We start from the raw sequence: 19,844 nt of genomic DNA on the forward strand, positions 1-19,844 counted from the left end.
CCCCCCCCCCCCCCCCCCCCCCCCCCCCCCCCCCCCCCCCCCCCCCCCCCCCCCCCCCCCCCCCCCCCCCCCCCCCCCCCCCCCCCCCCCCCCCCCCCCCCCCCCCCCCCCCCCCACGACCGGGAGCCTCGGCGATCAGCCCACGACGACCGACTCCACGACCCGTCGCATCGTCTCCTCGCTGCCGGGACCGAGGGGGAGGGTCCCCCCGAGACTGATGCTCCGACGGCCGTCGTGCATCCAGACCGTGAACGTCGCGATGCCGGGGTTCATGGTGCCGAGGTCGGTCATCACCCAGGCCTCCTGCGTGCCGGGGACCGTCGTCCGGGCGTACCCGTCGCCCACCGACTGGCCCGGGAGCAGAGGGGTCACGTCCAGCGTGAGGAACGTCGCCTGGCCGTCCACCTGCGGGCCGTACCAGATGAGCGTCGAGTCGGTCCGGTGTTCGGGGGCACTGGACCCCGGCGGGACCGAGAAGGTGATGTCCTGGACGGTGCGGCTCTCCCACGCCGTCGAGGGCTGGTGGGCGCCGCCCGGGTCCTCCTCCACGGCGGCCGGGGTGACGGCGAGCGAGGCGACGACGCGCTCGGCCATCTGCACACCGGTGTCCCCGCCGGGGAGGAGGGCGGAGACCCGGAACTGCCGGTCCCCGTCCAGGAGGTACAGCCAGACCGACGTCGTCGCGACCTCGGCGCCGGCGCCGTCGCTCCGGCTGGCTGCGTCGACACCGCCGTAGGCGGCGTCGGCGCCCGCGACCGTGAACCAGTCGCCACCATCGGCGGGGTACAGGCCACCCTCGTAGGTCTCGATCTGCGTGATCTGCACCTCGGCGTACACGTCACCGCCCAGGCGTGGGCCGTTCCAGGTCAGGGACGGGCCGTCGAACAAGGAGGGGGCGGGTCCCGGGTCGATGGTGTCGGCCGCACGCGCGCCGGGCGGGACCTCGAAGGTGACGCCCTCGAACGTGCGGATCTCCCAGCCCGTGACCGGCGCGGTCGGCTCCGCCGCGGGAGTGGCGGAGACCGGCGGGGGCGGGGTGGACGTCCGGACCGGCGTCGGTCGCGCCACCTCCTGCCCGCGGTCCGCGGTCAGCGCGTCGACCGCGACCACGGTTCCGGCCGCCACCGCGGCGGTCGCGGTGGTGACGGCGAGGAGGGCCAGGCGGCCGCGGCGCTTCCGCCGGTGCCGGAGGCTCGCGTCCCGCACGAGACCCACGACGTCGAGCGGTGGCGTCATGTCGTCGGCCAGCGCGGTCAAGCGGGAACGGAGGACGGTGGTCTCGTGGTCGTTCACTGGTGCCTCCCCGACGCGGGCGTGAGGTCGTCGTCCGTGCGGGGATCGAGCAGACCGCGCAGCGTGCTCAGTCCCTTGGCGACGTGGTTGTTGACGGTGCTGCGCGAGCAGCCCATGAGCTGTGCGGTCTCCGCCTCCGTGAGGTCCTCGAAGTACCGGAGGACGACGGCGGTGCGGACCCGTGGCGACAGGCGGAGGAGCGCCTGGCGCATCTCGTCGGTCTCGGCGTGCGCGCTCTGCGGGTCGCCGCCGCCGACGTCGGGGAAGGTCTCGAGGACCCGCTCGGTGTTGGTCAGGCGGCGCAGCCAGCTCAGATGCGCGTTGATCATCAGCCGGCGCACGTAGGCGACCCGGTGGTCGGCCTGGCGGACCTTGTCCCAGGACCCGTAGGCCTTGGCCAGAGCGGTCTGGAGCAGGTCCTCACCGAGGTGGGCGTCCCCGGTGACGAGGCAGGCCGTGCGCAGCAGCGGCCCGCCGTGGTCGGCCACGAAGTCGGTGAACTCCGCGTCCCTGTGTTCGGTCACTCGCTCCTCCGGAGGTAGGTCTCGTCAGGAGGACGCCCCGAGGAACCGGTCCCGCCCCATACCGGTATGTATCGGTCTCATAACAGCCGGTCGGCACCGCCGACCGCAGCGGGCCGGGGACGTCCGCCCGGCCGCGCGGGGGCCCGCCCGGCGCTTCGTCGGTGGTGTCGGTCCCGCCGCGTAACCTGCGTCCGTGGCACTGGCGCTCTACCGGAAGTACCGCCCGGCGACCTTCGCCGAGGTGGTCGGGCAGGAGCACGTCACCGCGCCGCTGGTGAACGCGGTCGACGGCGGCCGGATCAACCACGCCTACCTCTTCAGCGGTCCGCGCGGCTGCGGCAAGACGTCCTCGGCGCGGATCCTGGCCCGCTCGCTGAACTGCGAGCAGGGGCCGACGTCCACGCCGTGCGGCGTCTGCGGCTCCTGCGTGGCGCTCGCCCCCGACGGGCCGGGCTCGCTCGACGTCATCGAGATCGACGCGGCCAGCCACGGTGGCGTCGACGACGCGCGCGACCTGCGCGAGCGGGCGTTCTTCGCGCCGGTGAGCAGTCGCTACAAGGTCTACATCGTCGACGAGGCGCACATGGTGACGACGCAGGGCTTCAACGCCCTGCTCAAGGTGGTCGAGGAGCCGCCGGAGTTCCTGGTCTTCGTCTTCGCGACGACGGAGCCGGAGAAGGTGCTGCCCACCATCCGGTCGCGCACCCACCACTACCCGTTCCGGCTGGTGCCGCCCACGACGCTGCGCACCCTGCTGGAGAAGACCTGCGCCGCCGAGGGCGTGCAGGTCGAGCCGACGGTCTTCCCCCTGGTCGTGCGGGCCGGCGGTGGCTCCGTCCGCGACTCGCTGTCGATCCTGGACCAGCTGCTGGCCGGCGCCGGGCCGGAGGGCGTCACCTACAGGACCGCCGTCGGGCTGCTCGGCGTCACCGACGACGCCCTGCTCGACGAGACCATCGACGCGCTGGCCGCGCACGACGCGCCGGGCGTCTTCCGCGCCGTCGACCGCGTGGTGGAGGCCGGGCACGACCCCCGCCGCTTCGCCACCGACCTGCTCGACCGGCTGCGCGACCTGATCGTGCTCGACGCCGTCCCCGACGCGGGGGGCAACGGCCTGCTCGACTGCCCGCCCGACCGGCTGGACCTGATGAACCAGCAGGCGCAGGCGCTGGGCTCGGCGACGCTCTCGCGGATGGCCGACACCGTGCACGAGGGGCTCACCGAGATGCGGGGGACGACGGCGCCCCGGCTGCTGCTCGAGCTCGTCTGCGCCCGGATGCTGCTGCCGGCCACCGACGGGTCGGCGGCCGCGACCCTGCAACGCCTGGAGCGGCTCGAGCGCCGGATGTCGATCGCCGGCGAGCACGCCGGCCGGCCGCGGGAGGAGATCGGCCACCGCGAGACCGTCCGGGTCGACGCCGCCCCGGCCGACGCCACCCCGGCCGCGGGCCCCGACGCGGGCCAGCCCACGCCGTCGGGTCCCAAGCGGGAGTTCGTCCGCCGGTCGCAGGCGGAGCAGGCGGTCGCGCGCCCGGACACCCGACCGCCGGCCGCCGCCGCGCCCCCCACGTCCGCGCCCGCGTCCCCCGCAGCCGCCGCGCCGGCACCGGCAGCCCCCGCACGATCGGCTCCGGCACCGCTGCCGGCCGGCGCCGCGTCCTCGACCCCGGCGCCGTCGGCCCCCGCGCCGGCGACCCCCGCGCCGTCGACCCCGGCGCCGGCGGCCGACGGCTGGCCCGAGACCGCGCGCCCAGGCGGCGGGGCACCGCGTCCCGCGGCGACCGCCGACTGGCCCGAGACCGCCGAGCCGGGCAGCCGCCCCCGGCCGGCAGCACCGCCCGCGCCGGCAGCACCGCCCGCCGCCGACCCGCCCACCCCTCGTCCCCGGGTGACGGCGGAGGAGCCGGACATCCCGCTGCCGCCCGAGCCCACCGACGACGAGGACTGGCCGCACCCCGCGCAGCCGGCCGCCGCCCGGGCCGCCGCCGCACGGGTGGAGCAGCCACGGCCTCCGGCGTCCCCGCCCCGCGCCGCCGCCGAGTCCTCGCCCGCCCCGCGCGGCGGCGAGCCGACGCCCGTGGTGTCGGCCAACCCGGAGCCGGCCGGTGACGGCGAGCTGACCACGACCGACGTCCGCCGGGTGTGGCCCGAGCTGCTCGCGATCGTCAAGAAGCACAAGCGCACCACCGAGGCCCTGCTGAAGAACGCCCAGGTCCACCAGCTCTCGGCGGGCGTGCTCACGCTGTCGACCTCGTCCCCGGCGCTGGCCCGCCGGCTGGGGGACGACCTGAACAAGGACGTCCTCCGCGAGGCGCTCAACGAGCTGCTCGGGGTCCGCTGGCGCATCGACGCCGTCGTCGACGGTGCCGGGCCCGCCACCCCCGGCGCCCGGAACGCCGCACCGGAGGCCGCCCGCGAGGCGGCCCGGGCGGCGGAGGCGGCCGAGGCGCGCGAGCTCATGGCCGAGCGCGCCACGGAGGGGGCGGACGGGGACGGCCGGGAGGCCGCACCCGCCGTCGACCAGGAGCAGGCGGCGCTGCAGCTGCTGCGGGCGCAGCTGGGCGCCCGCCCGGTCGACAGCTGACGAAGGCCCCCCTGCTCCCCGCCGCTCGCAGGCCCGCGTCGGATCCCTGCAGGGGGCGGGGCCGGCAACTCGACGCAGGCAGCACCCGGGGCGGCGCGCCCTCACCTGTCGCACCCGCGGCCTACTCTCGTGGCATGTTCCCCGGAGGCCAGCAGCCCGACCTGTCGCAGCTCATGAAGCAGGCGCAGCAGATGCAGCAGCAGCTCGCCGCCGCCCAGCAGGAGCTGGCGGCCACCGAGGTCACGGGCACCGCCGGTGGCGGGCTGGTCTCGGCGACGATGACCGGCGACGGCGACCTCACCGCGCTCACCATCGCGCCGGACGCCGTCGACCCCGACGACCTGGAGACCCTGCAGGACCTCGTCGTCGCCGCCGTCCGGGACGCCAAGCGCGCGGCGGACGAGCTGACCGCCAGCCGGATGGGGCCGCTCGCCGGTGGCCTGGGCGGCGGCCTGGGGCTGCCCGGCCTCTGATCGGGCGCACCCGCCCGATCCACTTCGCACACCCGAGGAGCACCGTGTACGAGGGTGCCGTCCAGGACCTGATCGACGAGCTCGGTCGCCTGCCCGGCGTGGGGCCCAAGAGCGCCCAGCGCATCGCGTTCCACCTGCTGTCGTCCGAGTCCGCCGACGTCAGCCGCCTGGTGGCGGCGCTGACGCGCGTCCAGGAGTCGGTCCGCTTCTGCGTGACCTGCTACAACGTCGCCGAGGCCGAGCAGTGCCGCATCTGCCGCGACCCGCGCCGGGCCGAGGACGTGCTCTGCGTCGTCGAGGAGCCCAAGGACGTCGTCGCCATCGAGCGCACCCGGGAGTTCCGCGGCCGCTACCACGTGCTCGGCGGCGCGATCAGCCCGATCGACGGGGTGGGCCCGGACGACCTGCGGGTCAAGGAGCTCATGACCCGGCTGATGGACGGCGCGGTCAAGGAGCTGATCATCGCCACCGACCCCAACCTCGAGGGGGAGGCGACGGCTGCCTACCTCGCGCGCCTGGTCGGGCCCATGGGGCTGGCCGTGTCCCGGCTGGCCAGCGGTCTGCCGGTGGGTGGCGACCTCGAGTACGCCGACGAGGTCACCCTCGGCAGGGCCTTCGAGGGCCGCCGCCGCATCGACGCCTGACAAAGGACCCCGCTGCCCCCCATCGCTCGCAAGCTCGCGGCGGGCCCCTGCAGCGGGGCCGTTCCAGCACCTCACCAAGGTGCTCGATGCCCGCCTGACGACGGGCCGGAGTCCCGCGGCGTCACGGCGTGACCGCGTCGGCCTCCCCGCCGGTGGCTGAGGTCACGGCTTGGTTTCGATGGACGATCGGGCCTGCCGTGGAGCGACGGGCGCCGCCTAGGGTCCACAGGCGCCCGTGGACGCCTTCGCGTCCGCAGGCTCCACGTCCGGAACTCGTCCGGCCCGCCGTGGCCGAGGAGGCAGGTCTTCCGCGATGACACGTCGTCGTACCAGCCGAGCGCTCGCCGCATCCGCGGCGGCGCTCACCGCAGTCACACTCTCGGCCTGCGCCTCCAGCGACCGGGACTCCGGCGAGGGCGGCGGCGAGGGGGGCGAAGCGCAGTCCGGCGGCACGCTGGTCTTCGGCGCCGCCGGCGACCCCGCCATGTTCGACCCGGCGTTCGCCAGCGACGGCGAGACGTTCCGGATCGCCCGCCAGATCCACGAGGGGCTGCTCACGAACGAGCCGGGCACGACCGAGCTGGTCCCGGCCCTGGCCGAGGACTGGGAGGTCAGCGAGGACGGCCTGGAGTACACCTTCAACCTGCGTGAGGGCGTGCAGTTCCACGACGGCACGGACTTCAACGCCGAGGCGGTGTGCTTCAACTTCGACCGCTGGCACAACTTCGAGGGCCTGGCCCAGAGCCCGAGCGCCTCGTACTACTACCAGGCCGTGTTCGGCGGCTTCGCCAACAGCGACAACCCCGGGATCTACGAGGGCTGCGAGGCCGTCGACGAGAACACCGCGGTCATCACGTTCAACCAGGTGACCAGCAAGATCCCCGCCGCGCTGTCGCTGCCGGCGTTCTCCATCCAGAGCCCGACGGCCCTGCAGGAGTACGACGCCGACAACCTGTCGGGCTCCGAGGACGCGATCACCTACACCGAGTACGCCCTCGAGCACCCGACCGGCACGGGCCCCTTCAAGTTCGACAGCTGGGACCGCGGCAACGGTGAGGTCACCATCGTCCGCAACGAGGACTACTGGGGCGAGCCGGCCCTGCTCGACGAGATCATCTTCCGCACCATCCCCGAGGGGAACACCCGCCGGCAGGAGCTGCAGGCCGGCACGATCGACGGCTACGACTTCGTCTCGCCCGCCGACTACGACACCCTCGAGAGCGAGGGCTTCCAGGTCCTCGTCCGCGACCCGTTCAACATCCTGTACCTGGGCTTCAACGGCGGGAACGTCGAGGGCACGCAGGCCAACCCCGCGCTGCAGGACCCGCGCGTCCGGCAGGCCATCGCGCACGCGATCGACCGCGAGACCATCGTGAACTCGCTGCTCCCCGAGGGCGCCGAGGTGGCGACGAACTTCATGCCGCCGACGGTCGACGGCTGGGCCGAGGACGTGCCGACCTACGAGTACGACCCGGAGCGGGCCCGCCAGCTGCTGGAGGAGGCCGGCGCCACCGGCACCACCCTGCGGTTCTACTACCCGACCGACGTCAGCCGGCCGTACCTGCCGGACCCGGCCGCGATGTTCCAGGTGATCGCCGAGGACCTGCGCGAGGTCGGCCTGAACATCGAGCCGGTCGCGCTGCAGTGGAACCCGGACTACCTGCAGGCGGTGCAGGCGGGGCAGGCCGACATCCACCTGCTCGGCTGGACCGGTGACTACAACGACGCCTACAACTTCATCGGCACCTTCTTCGCCGAGGACCAGAACAACCAGGCGTCCGCGGAGTTCGGCGCGTTCAGCGCCCCGGAGATCTTCCAGGCGCTGGCCGAGGCCGACGCCGAGCCCGACCCGGCGAACCGGACCGAGCTGTACCAGGAGGCCAACCGCCTGATCAAGGAGTACCTCCCGGCGGTCCCGATCTCGCACTCCCCGCCGGCGCTCGTCGTGGCCGACAACGTCCAGGGGCTGGAGCCGAGCCCGCTGACCGCCGAGGACTTCTCGACGGTCTCCCTGGAGGAGTAGCCCGTCCCACCTCGACCGCGCCGGCGGTGGCAGCGACGCCACCGCCGGCGCGGTCGACGGTCCGGTACAGGACAGCGCTCTCCGGAAAGGCTGGTCCGAGCACGTGCTCCGCTTCATCGTCCGGCGGCTCCTCCAGCTGATCCCGATCCTGCTGGGGCTCTCCGTCCTGCTCTTCGCCTGGCTGCGCGCGCTGCCGGGAGGGCCCGCCCAGGCGGCCCTCGGTGAACGCGCCACGCCCGAGGCCATCGCCCAGTACAACGAGCTGTTCGGCCTGGACGAGCCGCTCTACGTCCAGTACTTCCGCTTCCTGGGCCGCGCCGTCCAGCTCGACTTCGGCAACTCCACCCAGTACGGGCGGCCGGTCACCGACGTCTTCCTCGAGCGCTTCCCCGGCACCATCGAGCTGACCCTCCTGGCGATGGTCTTCGCCATCGGCGTCGGCATCCCGCTGGGCTACCTGGCCGCGCGCCGGCACGGCACGTTCCTCGACTCCGCCTCCGTGGTGGGGTCGCTCATCGGCGTCGCGATCCCGGTCTTCTTCCTCGCCTACCTGCTCCGGCTGCTGTTCGCCGTCGAGCTGGGCTGGCTGCCCGGGTCGGGGCGCCAGGACGTGCGCATCGACGCCACGCGGATCACCAACTTCTACGTCCTGGACGGCCTGCTCACCCGCGAGTGGGACGCCGCCTGGGACGCCCTGATGCACCTGGTGCTGCCGGCCATCGCCCTGGGCACGATCCCGCTGGCGATCATCGTCCGGATCACCCGGGCCTCGGTGCTCGACGTGGTCAACGAGGACTACGTGCGGACGGCGAACGCCAAGGGGCTGGCGATGGCGACGGTGCGCCGCCGGCACATCGTCCGCAACGCGCTGCTGCCCGTCTCGACGACCATCGGCCTGCAGACGGGCCTGCTGCTGTCCGGGGCCGTGCTCACCGAGACGGTCTTCGCGTTCGGCGGGGTCGGCTCGACGCTGTACGACGCGATCAGGCTCCGGGACTTCGCCGTGCTGCAGGGCTTCATCCTCATGCTGGCGATCGTGTACGTGCTGGTGAACCTGCTGGTCGACATCTCCTACGGCCTGCTCGACCCGAGGGTGAGGGTCCGATGACGCTCGCGGATCCGGACCGGGGGGCGGAGCGGTGACGGCGCTCGGGGACTACAAGCGCCAGCGCATCGACGCCCTCGCGGCCCGGGCCGGCCAGCTGCCCGAGGGCGATGCCGGGCTGTCGCTGACCCGCAGCGCCTTCCGCCGGCTGCGCCGGGACCCGGTGGCGATCACCGGCGCGGTCATCGTGCTGGTCTTCCTGGTCGTGGCGGCGTTCGCGCCGCTGCTGGCGCCGAAGGACCCGGTCACCCAGTACCTGCTGTCGGAGATCCGACCCGGCACCATCCCCGGGTCGCAGGAGGGCTTCCCCCTCGGCGTGGACAACCTCGGCCGCGACCTGCTCTCCCGCCTGATCTACGGCTCGCGGCAGTCGCTGATGATCGGTGTGGTGTCCACCGTGCTCGGCCTGGTGGCCGGGATGGCCCTGGGCGTGCTGGCCGGCGCCTTCGGTGGCTGGGTCGACACCGCGGTCATGCGCTTCGTCGACATCCTCCTGTCCATCCCGGGCCTGCTCATGGCGATCACCATCTCGGTGCTGCTGGGGCAGAACCAGTACGCGCTGATGATCGCGATCGCGGTCGTCCAGGTGCCGATCTTCGCCCGGCTGCTGCGCGGCTCGATGCTCGCCCAGCGCGGCAGCGACTACGCCCTCGCGGCGCGGGCACTGGGTGTGAAGAAGAGCCGGATCGTGTTCGGGCACGTGCTGCCCAACTCCCTCTCGCCCGTCATCGTCCAGGCGACCCTGTCCCTGGCGACGGCGATCATCGAGGCCGCGGCGCTGTCCTACCTCGGCCTGGGTGATCCCGACATCGCCCGCCCCGAGTGGGGCGCCATGCTGGCCAACGCCCAGGACTTCCTGTCCATCCGCCCGGCGCTCGCGGTCTGGCCGGCGCTGTGCATCATCGTCGTCGCGCTCGGCTTCACGCTGCTCGGGGAGCGGCTGCGCGAGGCCCTCGACCCGAAGTTCCGGAGGTGAGCCCCCTGCAGGCACCGGTGCTCGAGGTGGAGGACCTCGCCGTCCGGTTCACCCGCCGCGGCGAGCAGCCGACCCTCGCCGTCGACGGCGTCAGCTTCTCGGTGGCGCCCGGGGAGACGATCGGCCTGGTGGGGGAGTCCGGCTGCGGCAAGTCGGTCACCTCCCTGGCGATCATGGGACTGCTGCCCCGGCGCGGGGTCGAGGTGACCGGCTCGGTCCGCTTCGACGGGAACGACCTCGTCGACGCCCCCGACCACGTGCTGCGCGGGCTGCGCGGCGCCGACATGGGCATGGTCTTCCAGGACCCGCTCTCCTCGCTGAACCCGACCGTGCCGATCGGCACGCAGGTCACCGAGGTGCTGCTGGAGCACCGCGACATGAGCAAGGCCGAGGCCAGGGACGAGGCGGTCCGGCTGCTCGACCGGGTCGGCATCCCCGACCCCGGACGCCGGCTCAAGGAGTACCCCCACCAGCTCTCCGGCGGGATGCGGCAGCGGGCGCTGATCGCGATGGCGCTGGCCTGCGCGCCGCGGCTGCTCATCGCCGACGAGCCGACGACGGCGCTCGACGTCACCATCCAGGCGCAGATCCTCGAACTGCTGCGCGAGCTCGTCGTCGACTCGGGGACGGCGCTGGTGATGATCACGCACGACCTCGGCGTCGTCGCCGGGCTCTGCGACCGGGTGCACGTCATGTACGCCGGGAAGATCATCGAGACCGCGGACCGGCGGGACCTGTTCGCCCGCCCCCGCCAGCCCTACACCGGCGGGCTGCTGGCGTCGGTTCCCCGGCTGGACTCCGCCCGCGGCGCGCCGCTCACGCCCATCCGCGGCTCGGCCCGCGACGCCATCCCGTGGTCGGAGGGGTGCGCCTTCGCGCCGCGCTGCGACAACGCCCAGGACGACTGCCTCACCGAGGTGTCGGGCAGTACGGTGCCGCTGGTGCCGGACGGCCCTGGCCGGGAGCTGCGCTGCCGCCACCCGATCGAGCACCCGTCCGCGCCGTCGGGCGCCACCGCCTCCGGAGCCGCCCGATGACCGCCGCCCCGACCGCCGGCACCCCGGCCACCGGCCAGGAGGACCTCCTCCGGGTGGAGGACCTCAAGGTCCACTTCCCGATCCGGAAGGGGCTCTTCTTCGACCGCACGGTCGGCCACGTCCAGGCCGTGGACGGCGTCTCGCTCACCGTGCAGCGCGGCGCCACCTACGGGCTGGTGGGGGAGTCCGGCTGCGGCAAGTCGACGCTGGGCCGCGCCATCCTGCGGCTGGAGGAGCCGACCTCCGGCCGGGTGCTGTTCGACGGCACCGACGTCGCCGCGCTCACGGGCGAGCCGCTCCGCCGGATGCGCCAGCGGATGCAGATGGTGTTCCAGGACCCGCTCGGCAGCCTGGACCCGCGGCAGAACGTGGAGTCGCTGCTCTCCGAGCCGCTCCACGCCCACGGGCTCGCCGGGGGCAAGGCCGGGATCGCGGAGAAGATCCGCGGCCTGCTGGACGCCGTCGGGCTGCCCTCGGCGGCGCTGCGCCGGTACCCGCACGAGTTCTCCGGCGGCCAGCGGCAGCGCATCGGCATCGCCCGCGCCGTCGCCCTGGAGCCGGACCTGCTGATCGCCGACGAGCCGGTCTCCGCGCTGGACGTCTCGGTGCAGGCCCAGGTGCTCAACCTGCTCGAGGAGCTGCAGGAGCGGCTGGGGCTCACCTACCTGGTCATCGCGCACGACCTCGCCGTCGTCCGGCACATCAGCGACGTCGTCGGCGTCATGTACCTGGGCTCGCTGGTGGAGCAGGCGCCGGCCGACGACCTCTACGAGCAGCCGTTGCACCCCTACACCCGGGCGTTGATGAGCGCCGTCCCCGTGCCCGACCCGGAGATCGAGGAGCAGCGGGAGCGGATCCTGCTGGCCGGCGACCTGCCCTCGCCGGCCGACCCGCCGAGCGGCTGCCGGTTCCACACCCGCTGCCCCTGGCGGCAGGAGACGCGCTGCGACGACGAGGTGCCGGTGCTCCGGGAGCTGGGCCCGGGGCGGCTGGTCAGCTGCCACTGGGCCGAGGAGATCCGCGACGGCGTGCTGCGGCCGCGGCCCCCCGAGGAGGTGCTGCACGCGGGTGCGGCCACCGGGCCGGACACGGGCGGGCGCACCGGGGACGACGACCCGACCCCGTTCCTCGGTCGCGACGAGCCCCTGCCGCGGCAGGAGCAGGGCTGACCGCCTCGCCCCTTCCGGGGCGCAGGAAGCTGTGCATGCGTCTCCGGGCCCGGGAACGCAGGTAGAGCCTCCTATGCCTCAGTCGGTCAGGACGACGTCGTCGCCGCGGCGGACCGCCCGGCGGACGCGTAGCCGGGCGATGCTGCCCAGCAGCCGGACCAGGCCGCTGTAGCCGGGCGTCGGCCCGTGGTAGCCCAGGAACCCGCGGGGCCCGTCGACCATCTCCCCGGTGCGCACGTCGTACCGGCTCTGGTGCCACGGGCAGACCAGGCACCCGTCGGCGTCCACGCTGCCGTCGGCGAGGTCGGCCAGCTGGTGGCGGCACCGGCGGGAGACGGCGAAGTACCGGTCGTCCCCCCGGTTGCCCACGGCCCAGCCGCCGACGGGGCGGACCGCCCGCGGCGGCAGGTCGGCGGCGGGGATCGAGTCGGGCTCGGGCACGCGGGTCTCCTCGCGGACGGCGTTCGGCGGCGCGACCGCCCTACCCACCGCGGCCGGGCCGGACCCCTCCGCCGTCGGTAGGGTTCTGCCGACCGACGTCCGCCGCTCCAGGAGGTACCCGTGCGCCGGCTGTGCGTGGTCCTGGCGGTGCTCGCCGTCCTCGTGCTCGGCGGCGGCCCCGCGTGGGCGGTCCCCCCGTTCCGGCTCACGGACCAGGTGACCGACCAGGTCGGTGCGCTCGGCGGCGGCGCCGCGCAGGTCCAGGACGTGCTCGACGACCTCCGCGCGGACACCGGCACGGAGCTGTACGTGGTCTTCGTGTCCAGCTTCGACGGCGCCGACCAGGGGGAGTGGGCCCAGGCCACGGCCGAGCTCAGCCAGCTCGGCGAGCAGGATGCGCTCCTCGCCGTCGCGGTGGACGACGAGCGGTACGGCACCGTGCGGCCGGCAGACTTCCCGGTCACCGGCGACGCCTTCGACGAGCTGACCGACGAGCAGGTCGCCCCGGAGCTCGCCGAGGGGGACTGGGCCGGCGGCGTGGCCGCCTTCGCCGACCTGCTTCGCGACGGCGGGACGGCGGCGAGCGAGGAGCCGGCGGTGGCCGCCGACGACGGCTCCGGTGGCGGGGGCGCGCTGCTGGTGCTCGGCGGCATCGCGGTGGTCGGGGGTGGCGTCTACCTGCTCGCCCGGTCCCGCCGCAGCGGTGGCGGAGCGCTGCCGCCGCGCCGCCGGCGGGCCGAGCCCGACCCGTACGAGGGCGTGCCCACCGACGAGCTGCAGGGCCGCGCCAGCGAGTCGCTGCTCTCGCTCGACGAGGCGATGAAGACCTCGCAGCTCGACCTGGACTTCGCGCGGTCGCAGTACGGCGAGGAGGCGGTCGCCGGTTTCGACGCGGCGCTGGCGCGGTCGAAGGCCGACCTCGGCCGCGCCTTCGCGCTGCGGCAGGAGCTGGACGACGACGTCGCCGAGGACGAGCCGACGAGGCGCCGCATGCTGGCCGAGATCCTGGCGCTCACCGGCGCCGCCGGCGGCCGCCTCGACGAGCAGAGCGCGGCGTTCCAGGAGCTGCGCGACCTGGAGCGCACGGCCCCGGAGGTGCTCGCCGGGCTCGAGCCGCGCATCGCGGCGCTGCGGGCGCGCCTGCCGCAGGAGGAGCAGCGGCTGGCGGGGCTCCGGCAGCGGTACTCCGGCGGGGCCGTGACCGCCGTCGCCGACAACGTGGCCGAGGCCGCCGCGCGGCTCGACGCCGCCGACGAGGAGGTGCGGGAGGCCCGGGAGGCGCTCGCCGCCGGCCGCAGCGGGGAGGCGGTGGGCGACATCCGCGCCGCGGAGGACGCGGTGGCGCAGACCGGCACGCTGCTGGACGCCGTCGGCCGGCTGGCCGCCGACCTCGCCGCGGCCGCCGACCGGGTGGGTGCGGCGCGCGCGGAGACGGAGAAGGACCTCGCCGAGGCCCGGTCGCTGGTGGCCGGGGGCGACCGCAGCGGCCTGCCACCGCAGATCGCCCGCGCCGAGGCCGCGCTGGCGGCGGCGGACGCCGCGCTGCGGCCGGCCGACGGCTCCCCGGGCGACCCGCTGGCCGCGCTGCGCCAGCTGGAGGACGCCGACGCCGCGCTGGAGGAGGCGCTGTCGGCGGCCCGTGACGCCCAGACCCAGGCGCGCCGGGCCGCGGCCGCGCTGGACCAGGCGCTGCTCACCGCCCGCTCGGCCGTGGGCGCCGCCGCCGACTTCGTCGACACCCGGCGCGGGGCGGTGGGGCCGGAGGCGCGCACCCGGCTGGCCGAGGCGCAGCGGCACCTGGAGGCCGCCGTCGAGCTGGGGCGTACCGACCCGGTGAGCGCGCTCCGCGAGGCGCACCAGGCCGGGCTGCTCGCCCAGCACGCGCTGGACCTCGCGCAGGACGACGTCGACCGGTGGCGCTCCGGGTACGGGCCCGGCGGCCCGGGCGGCTTCGGTGGTTACGGCGGGGGCTACCGCCGCGGCGGGGTCGACCTCGGCAGCCTGGTCCTCGGCGGCATCCTGCTGGGGGGCGGCCGCGGGTTCGGCGGCCGCTCGGGTGGCTTCGGCGGCGGTTTCGGTGGTGGCTTCGGCGGCCGGGGCGGCGGCGGTGGTTTCGGCGGCGGGGGCCTCGGCGGCGGCGGCTCGTTCGGCGGCGGCGGCCGCAGCGGCGGCGGGACGTTCTGACCCCGCCGAACTGTCGGTGCCCGGTGGGATGGTGACCTCCCCCACAACAGGAGGAGGCACCCATGCCCACCCGTGAGACCCCCTGGCCGCCCGGAACCCCCTGCTGGATCGACTACGGAGCCGCCGACCTGGAGGCCGCGAAGACGTTCTACGCCGGCCTGCTCGGCTGGGAGTACACCGGCGGCGAGCCAGAGTTCGGCGGCTACCTGAACGCGCACAAGGACGGGCTCCAGGTGGCCGGGCTCGGCCCGCAGATGGACCCGGACGACCCGCCCCGCTGGACCACCTACTTCTCGACCGACGACGCGGCCGCCGCCGTCACCCGCATCCGTGAGGCCGGCGGGACGGTGCTGGTGGAGCCGATGGAGGTCGGGCCGATGGGCACGATGGTCGTCGCGCTCGACCCGCAGGGGAACCCGTTCGGCCTCTGGCAGTCCGGTTCGCACACCGGCGTGCAGCGGTACAACGAGCCCGGCTCGCTGGTCTGGAACGAGCTGGCGGCGGACGACCCGGCTGCGGCTCGGGAGTTCTACACCGCGGTCTTCGGGTTCCGGTTCGAGGAGGTCCCCGCCGCCGAGGGCTACACGACCTTCGCCACCGACGGCGATCCGCTCGGCGGGCTGGGCGGCGTCGTTCCCGGGGCGCCGAAGGGCTGGGCGAGCTGCTTCGCGGTGGCCTCCACCGACGACGCGGTCGCCGCGGTGACCGCCGCCGGGGGGAAGGTCCTGCTGCCGGCCGAGGACACCGAGTACGGCCGCTTCGCGGTCGTCGCCGACCCGTGGGGCGCGCCGTTCTCGGTGATGGAGGTCCCGGCCGGGTGATGTGCACCCGGTAGCCGGTGCGAACGGGGCGCACCGGCGACGCCGGGGTCAGCCGGGCAGCTGGCCGTACGCGTGCTCCGGGCGGAACCGGACGACCAGTCGGCGGTCGGCGACCATCGCCGCCCGGTACTCGTCCCAGTTCTCGTGCTCGCCCGAGATGCCGCGGTAGTAGGCGATCAGCTCCTCGACCGCGGCGTCGTGCGGGTCCTGCGCGACCGCGGTGAGCTCGGCGGTGCCCTCGACGGCCACCCAGGTCCAGAAGTCCTTCGACGCCACGTGCAGGGTGACCCGCGGGTCGCGCTGCAGGTTGCGGGTCTTGGCGCGGTCGGCGGTCACCGAGACGCGGATCAGGCCGTCGTCCCAGGCGTAGCCGACGTTGGAGAGCTGCGGCCGGCCGTCGCGCTTGATCGTCGCGAGCACGCCCCAGCGCTGCTCGGCGACGAACTGCAGCAGCCGCGGGTCGGCGGCCACTACCGGACCCGTCCGCGCGCGACCAGCGGGACCGGTGGCAGCGGTGGGGCCTCGAGGCGGTCGCCGTCGTAGCCGACGACCGTGCCGAAGCGCCGGGACTCCGCGTTCCACTCCTCGGCGTACTCGGCGATCTCCTCGCCCGACCGGCCGACGAAGTTCCACCACATCACCAGCCGCTCCTCGAACGGCTCGCCGCCGAGCAGCAGCAACCGGGACGCCGCACCCGCCCGCACCCGCAGGCTCCGCCGGCCGGTGCCGAGGTAGAGCATCGCGCCCGGCTCGAGCGGGACGTCGTCGACCGACACCGACCCCGAGGCGGTGAGCAGCCCGTACTCGAACTCCGGCTCCAGCGGGACCTCGACGTCGGCCCTGGCGATGAGGTCCAGGTCGACGCCGACCAGCGGGGTGTACGCGCGCCCCGGCGAGGTGACGCCGCCGAAGGAGCCCATGAGCACGGTCGCGGTCAGCCCGTCGGAGCTGAAACCCGGCAGCGCCGCGTGGTGCTCGAAGTGCGGGGCGACCTCGCGGTCCCCCTCGGGCAGCGCCACCCACAGCTGCGCACCGTGCAGGAACCGCGGGTGGGTGGCCGGCGACTGCTCGGAGTGGGCGATGCCGTGCCCCGCCGTCATCAGCGCCAGCTCGCCGGGGCGGAACCGGACGTCGCTGCCGAGCGAGTCGCGGTGGTGCACCTCGCCGTCCAGCAGCCACGACACCGTCTGCAGCCCCGTGTGCGGGTGGGGCGGCACCTGCATGCCCGGCGTGGAGGTGACGTCGTCGGGGCCGTAGTGGTCGACGAAGACCCAGGCGCCGACCATCCGGCGGCCGAGCGTCGGCAGCAGCCGGCGCACGCGGGCGCTCTCGCCGAGCATGACCTCCCTGCCCGGCAGCAGGTCCAGGGCCGGGCCGGCGGTGGTCCCCGCCAGCCCGCCCAGGCCGTGGGCGGGTGGGCGCGGTTCGAGGTTGCTCATGGCGCGGCTCCTACCGCTCGGCGTCGCCTGCAGTCTCGCCCCGGACGTCGCCGTGGGGAACCGGTCCCTCGACGCGCTGCGCCGGGATGGACCCCAGCCGGCCGGCGGAGTAGTCGGCGAACGCGTCCCTGACCTCGTCCGCCGTGTTCATGACGAACGGCCCGTACATGGCGATCGGCTCGTTGATCGGCCGGCCACCCAGGACGACGACGTCCAGCGCCGGGGTGCGCGACTCCTGGTGCACCGCGCCGCGCACGGTGACGGTGTCGCCGGGGCCGAGCACCGCGAGCTGGCCGGTCCGCACCGGGGCGCCGTCGATGCCGACCGAGCCGGCGCCGGAGAGGACGTAGACGAGGGCGTTGAAGTCCGGCCGCCAGGGCAGGTCCATGGTCGCGCCGGGGGCGATCGTGGCGTGCACCATCGCCATCGGCGTGTACGTCGAGCCCGGGCCGGTGTGGCCGCCGACCTCGCCGGCGATGACCCGCAGCAGGGCGCCGGCGTCCGCGCTGGCCAGCAGCACCGACTCCTTGGCCCGCAGGTCCTGGTAGCGCGGCTCGACCCACTTCTGCGCCTTGGGCAGGTTGACCCAGAGCTGGAGACCGTGGAAGAGGCCGCCGCTGGTCACGAGGTGCTCCGGCGGGCGCTCGATGTGGAGGACGCCTCCGCCCGCCGTCATCCACTGGGTGTCGCCGTTGCTGATCGTGCCCCCACCGCCGTGGGAGTCGGCGTGCTCGAAGGTCCCGTCGATGAGGTAGGTGACCGTCTCGAAGCCGCGGTGCGGGTGCCAGCTGGTGCCCTTGGGCTCGCCGGGCGCGTACTCGACCTCGCCCATCTGGTCCATGTGCAGGAACGGGTCGAGCGCCCTCAGGTCGACCCCGGCGAAGGCCCGGCGCACGGGGAAGCCCTCCCCTTCGAAGCCCGACGGCGCCGTCGTCACCGACCGGGTGCGGCGGCGCACCGTGCGCGGGGCGGGCAGCGGGACCCGCGGCAGGGTGGTGGTGTCCTCGACGGTCACGGCGGGCATGCCGGCCTCCTTGATTGAGGGCTCAACTAGTGGTGAGCCTAACCCCGCATGCGCCCGTTGTCTTCCCCTCTTCCGGCAGACGAGATCTGCGCAGTGGCCCCTCGGCGGCCGATGCGGCCGGTGTCCAGAACGCGTCGGCGAGCGAACGCAAAGGGATCTTTGCAAAGGAGTCTTTGCATCCCTACGCTGCAGCCGTGACCCCGCCTACCAGCCCGCTCGAGCCGGCCGTCCGCGTGACCGACGTCCGGGCCCTGCGCGCGCTCGCCCACCCCCTGCGCAACCGCCTGCTCGGCCTGCTGCGCCTGCAGGGCCCCGCGACGGCCAGCGGGCTGGCGCGAGCGGTGGGGGAGAGCAGTGGGTCGACCAGCTACCACCTGCGGCAGCTCGCCGCCCACGGGTTCGTCGAGGAGGTCGAGGACCAGGGGACAGGCCGCGAGCGCTGGTGGCGGGCCCGTCACCGGATGACCAGCTGGCGCGCCGCCGACCTCCTCGCCCAGGAGGGGGGTGCGGAGGTGCAGGAGGAGATGACCCGGCTGCAGGTGGACCGGCAGGCGGCGGTGGTCGACGCCTGGTACGCGCAGCGGGAGCGGCTCGACCCTGCCTGGGCCGACGCCGCCTCGCTGAACGACTACGCCCTGCGGCTCACGCCCGAGCAGGCCCGCGCGCTCAGCGAGGAGCTGGCCGCCACGCTGGCCCGCTGGGTCGAGGCCCACCCGGCCGGCGCGCCCGCCGAGGGCGGTGAGCAGGTCTGCGTCCTGCTCGACGTGCTCCCGGTCCCCGAGTGGCCGTCGTGACCGGCCCGGCCACCGTCCGCTCCGCGACCCGGCGGCTGGTCGGGCTGACGGCGCTGCGCTGGCTGCCGGTCGGGCTGACCACGCCGATCACCGTGCTGCTCGCCCAGGCGCGCGGCCTCACGCTCGCCGAGATCGGCCTGCTGTTCACCGTCCACGGGGTGGTGGTCGTCGCACTGGAGCTCCCCACCGGTGGGCTGGCCGACGTCTTCGGCCGCCGCCCCGTCGTGGTCGCCGGCGCCCTGCTGCACCTGGCCTCCTGCCTGCTGATCGCGACGGCGACGACGTTCACCGGCTTCCTGGTCGGCGTCCTCGCGCTCGGGCTGGGGCGCGTGCTGGACTCCGGCCCGCTCGAGGCGTGGTACGTCGACACGGTGCACCGGCTGGAGCCGAAGGCGGACGTCGCCCCGGGCCTGGCGAAGCACTCGGCCGCCGACGGCGCCAGCCTCGCGGTCGGCGCGGTCGTCGGCGGCTTCCTGCCCTCGCTGCTCGGGAGCTCCGGGGCCGAGGGGCTCGCGCTGCCCTACCTCGGCGCGGCGGTGCTGGACGTCGTGTACGTCGCCGCGGTGCTGCGACTGCTGACCGAGCACCGTGCCACACGCGAGGGGAGCCTGGGGGGCGCTCTCGCGGCCGGGGCCCGGGCGCTGCCGCGCACGCTGGCCGGCGCGGTGCGGCTGTCGGTGACCGACGGGCCGATGCGGCTGGTCCTGCTGCTGACCGCCGTCGGCGGCGTCGGGCTGGTCGTGTGCGAGCTGCTCGGCCCCGTGCGGTTCGCCGAGCTGACCGGCGGCCGGGACGACGGCGCCGCGGTGTACGGCGTCGTCCTGGCGATCTCCTTCGGCGGGGCGGCGGTGGGGGCGGTGCTCGCTCCGCACCTGCGGCGGTTGCTGCGCGGCTCCACCGCGGCGGCCGGCGTCGTTCTCTTCGTCCTCGGGGGCTCGGCGCTCGCCCTGGTCGCCGGGCCCGACGCGCTCGCGCCGGCCGCGACCGGCTTCGCCCTGTACTACCTGTCGCACGGCGCGGTCTGGCCGTTGCTGAGCGCCGTCCTGCACACCCGTGTCGACGCCGTGCACCGGGCGACAGCGGTCTCGGCGATGTCCCTGTCGCTGGCCGTCGGCGGGATCGTCGGCAACCTCACCGTGCCCCCGCTCGCCGCGGCCGCCAGCACGGGGACCGGGTTCCTCGTCGTCGCCGGCGTCGTCGCGCTCGGCGCCCTGGGCTGCCTGCGGCTGCCCCGGTCGACCGCGGCCGGGGCCGCCGTGGTCCGGGACGGGGCGTCCGTCGGATACTGAGGGCCCATGACTCCTCCCCGCAGC

General features: G+C 75.0%; 18 protein-coding genes. 12 read left to right on the top strand and 6 right to left on the bottom strand.

Annotated features, from left to right (window positions below; all coding sequences use genetic code 11):
• Positions 1–135 precede the first annotated feature (135 nt).
• Together ACI792_RS17725 and ACI792_RS17730 are read right to left on the bottom strand one after the other, a co-directional pair.
• On the bottom strand, positions 136–1,293 hold the full coding sequence (locus ACI792_RS17725) for a hypothetical protein (RefSeq protein WP_456603760.1): 1,158 nt from the start codon (positions 1,291–1,293) through the stop codon (positions 136–138).
• A complete protein-coding gene (locus tag ACI792_RS17730) occupies positions 1,290–1,817 on the bottom strand; it encodes a SigE family RNA polymerase sigma factor (RefSeq protein WP_456603761.1) in 528 nt (175 codons plus the stop codon). The genes ACI792_RS17725 and ACI792_RS17730 overlap by 4 nt, the downstream gene beginning before the upstream one ends.
• A 193-nt stretch (positions 1,818–2,010) precedes the next feature.
• On the opposite strand from ACI792_RS17730, the gene ACI792_RS17735 reads away from it, so the two are divergent.
• The 8 genes from ACI792_RS17735 (at position 2,011) to ACI792_RS17770 (ending at position 11,828) form a co-directional block, all read left to right on the top strand.
• Positions 2,011–4,401, top strand: a complete 2,391-nt coding sequence (locus tag ACI792_RS17735; protein ID WP_456603762.1) for a DNA polymerase III subunit gamma and tau — start codon at positions 2,011–2,013, stop codon at positions 4,399–4,401.
• 134 nt (positions 4,402–4,535) lie between these two features.
• On the top strand, positions 4,536–4,874 hold the full coding sequence (locus ACI792_RS17740; RefSeq protein WP_166533398.1) for a YbaB/EbfC family nucleoid-associated protein: 339 nt from the start codon (positions 4,536–4,538) through the stop codon (positions 4,872–4,874).
• 44 nt (positions 4,875–4,918) lie between these two features.
• The gene (gene recR / locus ACI792_RS17745) at positions 4,919–5,518 is read left to right on the top strand and encodes a recombination mediator RecR (protein ID WP_456603763.1); all 600 of its coding nucleotides are present in this window, start codon (positions 4,919–4,921) and stop codon (positions 5,516–5,518) included.
• A 313-nt stretch (positions 5,519–5,831) separates the two neighbouring features.
• The gene (locus ACI792_RS17750; protein WP_456603764.1) at positions 5,832–7,541 is read left to right on the top strand and encodes an ABC transporter substrate-binding protein; all 1,710 of its coding nucleotides are present in this window, start codon (positions 5,832–5,834) and stop codon (positions 7,539–7,541) included.
• Positions 7,542–7,644: 103 nt separating this feature from the next.
• Positions 7,645–8,649, top strand: coding sequence for an ABC transporter permease (locus tag ACI792_RS17755; protein ID WP_456603765.1), 1,005 nt, complete (start codon positions 7,645–7,647; stop codon positions 8,647–8,649).
• A gap of 31 nt (positions 8,650–8,680) precedes the next feature.
• Positions 8,681–9,622: an ABC transporter permease gene (locus ACI792_RS17760; RefSeq protein ID WP_456603766.1), complete on the top strand. Its 942-nt coding sequence runs from the start codon at positions 8,681–8,683 to the stop codon at positions 9,620–9,622.
• The gene (locus tag ACI792_RS17765) at positions 9,619–10,659 is read left to right on the top strand and encodes an ABC transporter ATP-binding protein (protein ID WP_456603767.1); all 1,041 of its coding nucleotides are present in this window, start codon (positions 9,619–9,621) and stop codon (positions 10,657–10,659) included. The genes ACI792_RS17760 and ACI792_RS17765 overlap by 4 nt, the downstream gene beginning before the upstream one ends.
• Positions 10,656–11,828, top strand: a complete 1,173-nt coding sequence (locus ACI792_RS17770) for an ABC transporter ATP-binding protein (protein ID WP_456603768.1) — start codon at positions 10,656–10,658, stop codon at positions 11,826–11,828. Before ACI792_RS17765 ends, ACI792_RS17770 begins: the two co-directional genes overlap by 4 nt.
• Positions 11,829–11,906: 78 nt before the next feature.
• Here ACI792_RS17770 and ACI792_RS17775 read toward each other — a convergent pair whose 3' ends face one another.
• Positions 11,907–12,269 carry a Rieske (2Fe-2S) protein gene (locus ACI792_RS17775; protein ID WP_456603769.1) on the bottom strand — a complete coding sequence of 121 codons (363 nt, stop codon included), beginning with the start codon at positions 12,267–12,269 and terminating at the stop codon, positions 11,907–11,909.
• Between the two features lie 120 nt (positions 12,270–12,389).
• Here ACI792_RS17775 and ACI792_RS17780 point away from each other — a divergent pair, with 120 nt between their 5' ends.
• Positions 12,390–14,453 (top strand): TPM domain-containing protein, encoded by a 2,064-nt coding sequence (locus tag ACI792_RS17780; protein WP_456603770.1) that lies wholly within the window; start codon positions 12,390–12,392, stop codon positions 14,451–14,453.
• A 62-nt stretch (positions 14,454–14,515) separates the two neighbouring features.
• On the top strand, positions 14,516–15,274 hold the full coding sequence (locus ACI792_RS17785; RefSeq protein WP_456603771.1) for a VOC family protein: 759 nt from the start codon (positions 14,516–14,518) through the stop codon (positions 15,272–15,274).
• Positions 15,275–15,322: 48 nt separating this feature from the next.
• On the opposite strand, the gene ACI792_RS17790 is transcribed toward ACI792_RS17785, so the two are convergent.
• From ACI792_RS17790 to ACI792_RS17800, 3 genes are read right to left on the bottom strand one after another with little or no spacing between them, the layout of a single operon-like run.
• On the bottom strand, positions 15,323–15,745 hold the full coding sequence (locus ACI792_RS17790; RefSeq protein ID WP_456603772.1) for a PPOX class F420-dependent oxidoreductase: 423 nt from the start codon (positions 15,743–15,745) through the stop codon (positions 15,323–15,325).
• Positions 15,745–16,713, bottom strand: coding sequence for a pirin family protein (locus ACI792_RS17795; protein ID WP_456603773.1), 969 nt, complete (start codon positions 16,711–16,713; stop codon positions 15,745–15,747). Before ACI792_RS17795 ends, ACI792_RS17790 begins: the two co-directional genes overlap by 1 nt.
• A 10-nt stretch (positions 16,714–16,723) precedes the next feature.
• On the bottom strand, positions 16,724–17,737 hold the full coding sequence (locus ACI792_RS17800; protein WP_456603774.1) for a pirin family protein: 1,014 nt from the start codon (positions 17,735–17,737) through the stop codon (positions 16,724–16,726).
• A gap of 194 nt (positions 17,738–17,931) precedes the next feature.
• On the opposite strand from ACI792_RS17800, the gene ACI792_RS17805 reads away from it, so the two are divergent.
• Positions 17,932–18,531 carry a helix-turn-helix domain-containing protein gene (locus ACI792_RS17805; protein WP_456603775.1) on the top strand — a complete coding sequence of 200 codons (600 nt, stop codon included), beginning with the start codon at positions 17,932–17,934 and terminating at the stop codon, positions 18,529–18,531.
• A complete protein-coding gene (locus tag ACI792_RS17810) occupies positions 18,528–19,820 on the top strand; it encodes an MFS transporter (protein ID WP_456603776.1) in 1,293 nt (430 codons plus the stop codon). The genes ACI792_RS17805 and ACI792_RS17810 overlap by 4 nt, the downstream gene beginning before the upstream one ends.
• Positions 19,821–19,844 lie beyond the last annotated feature (24 nt).

The sequence above is a fragment of the Blastococcus sp. SYSU DS0669 genome (assembly GCF_054050895.1).

Excerpts from the sequence above, each read along its gene's own strand:
- ACI792_RS17740 (WP_166533398.1), top strand. The coding sequence starts at position 4,536 with ATGTTCCCCGGAGGCCAGCAGCCCGACCTGTCGCAGCTCATGAAGCAG.
- ACI792_RS17750 (WP_456603764.1), top strand. The coding sequence starts at position 5,832 with ATGACACGTCGTCGTACCAGCCGAGCGCTCGCCGCATCCGCGGCGGCG.
- ACI792_RS17770 (WP_456603768.1), top strand. The coding sequence starts at position 10,656 with ATGACCGCCGCCCCGACCGCCGGCACCCCGGCCACCGGCCAGGAGGAC.
- ACI792_RS17785 (WP_456603771.1), top strand. The coding sequence starts at position 14,516 with ATGCCCACCCGTGAGACCCCCTGGCCGCCCGGAACCCCCTGCTGGATC.
- ACI792_RS17795 (WP_456603773.1), bottom strand. The coding sequence starts at position 16,713 with ATGAGCAACCTCGAACCGCGCCCACCCGCCCACGGCCTGGGCGGGCTG.
- ACI792_RS17800 (WP_456603774.1), bottom strand. The coding sequence starts at position 17,737 with ATGCCCGCCGTGACCGTCGAGGACACCACCACCCTGCCGCGGGTCCCG.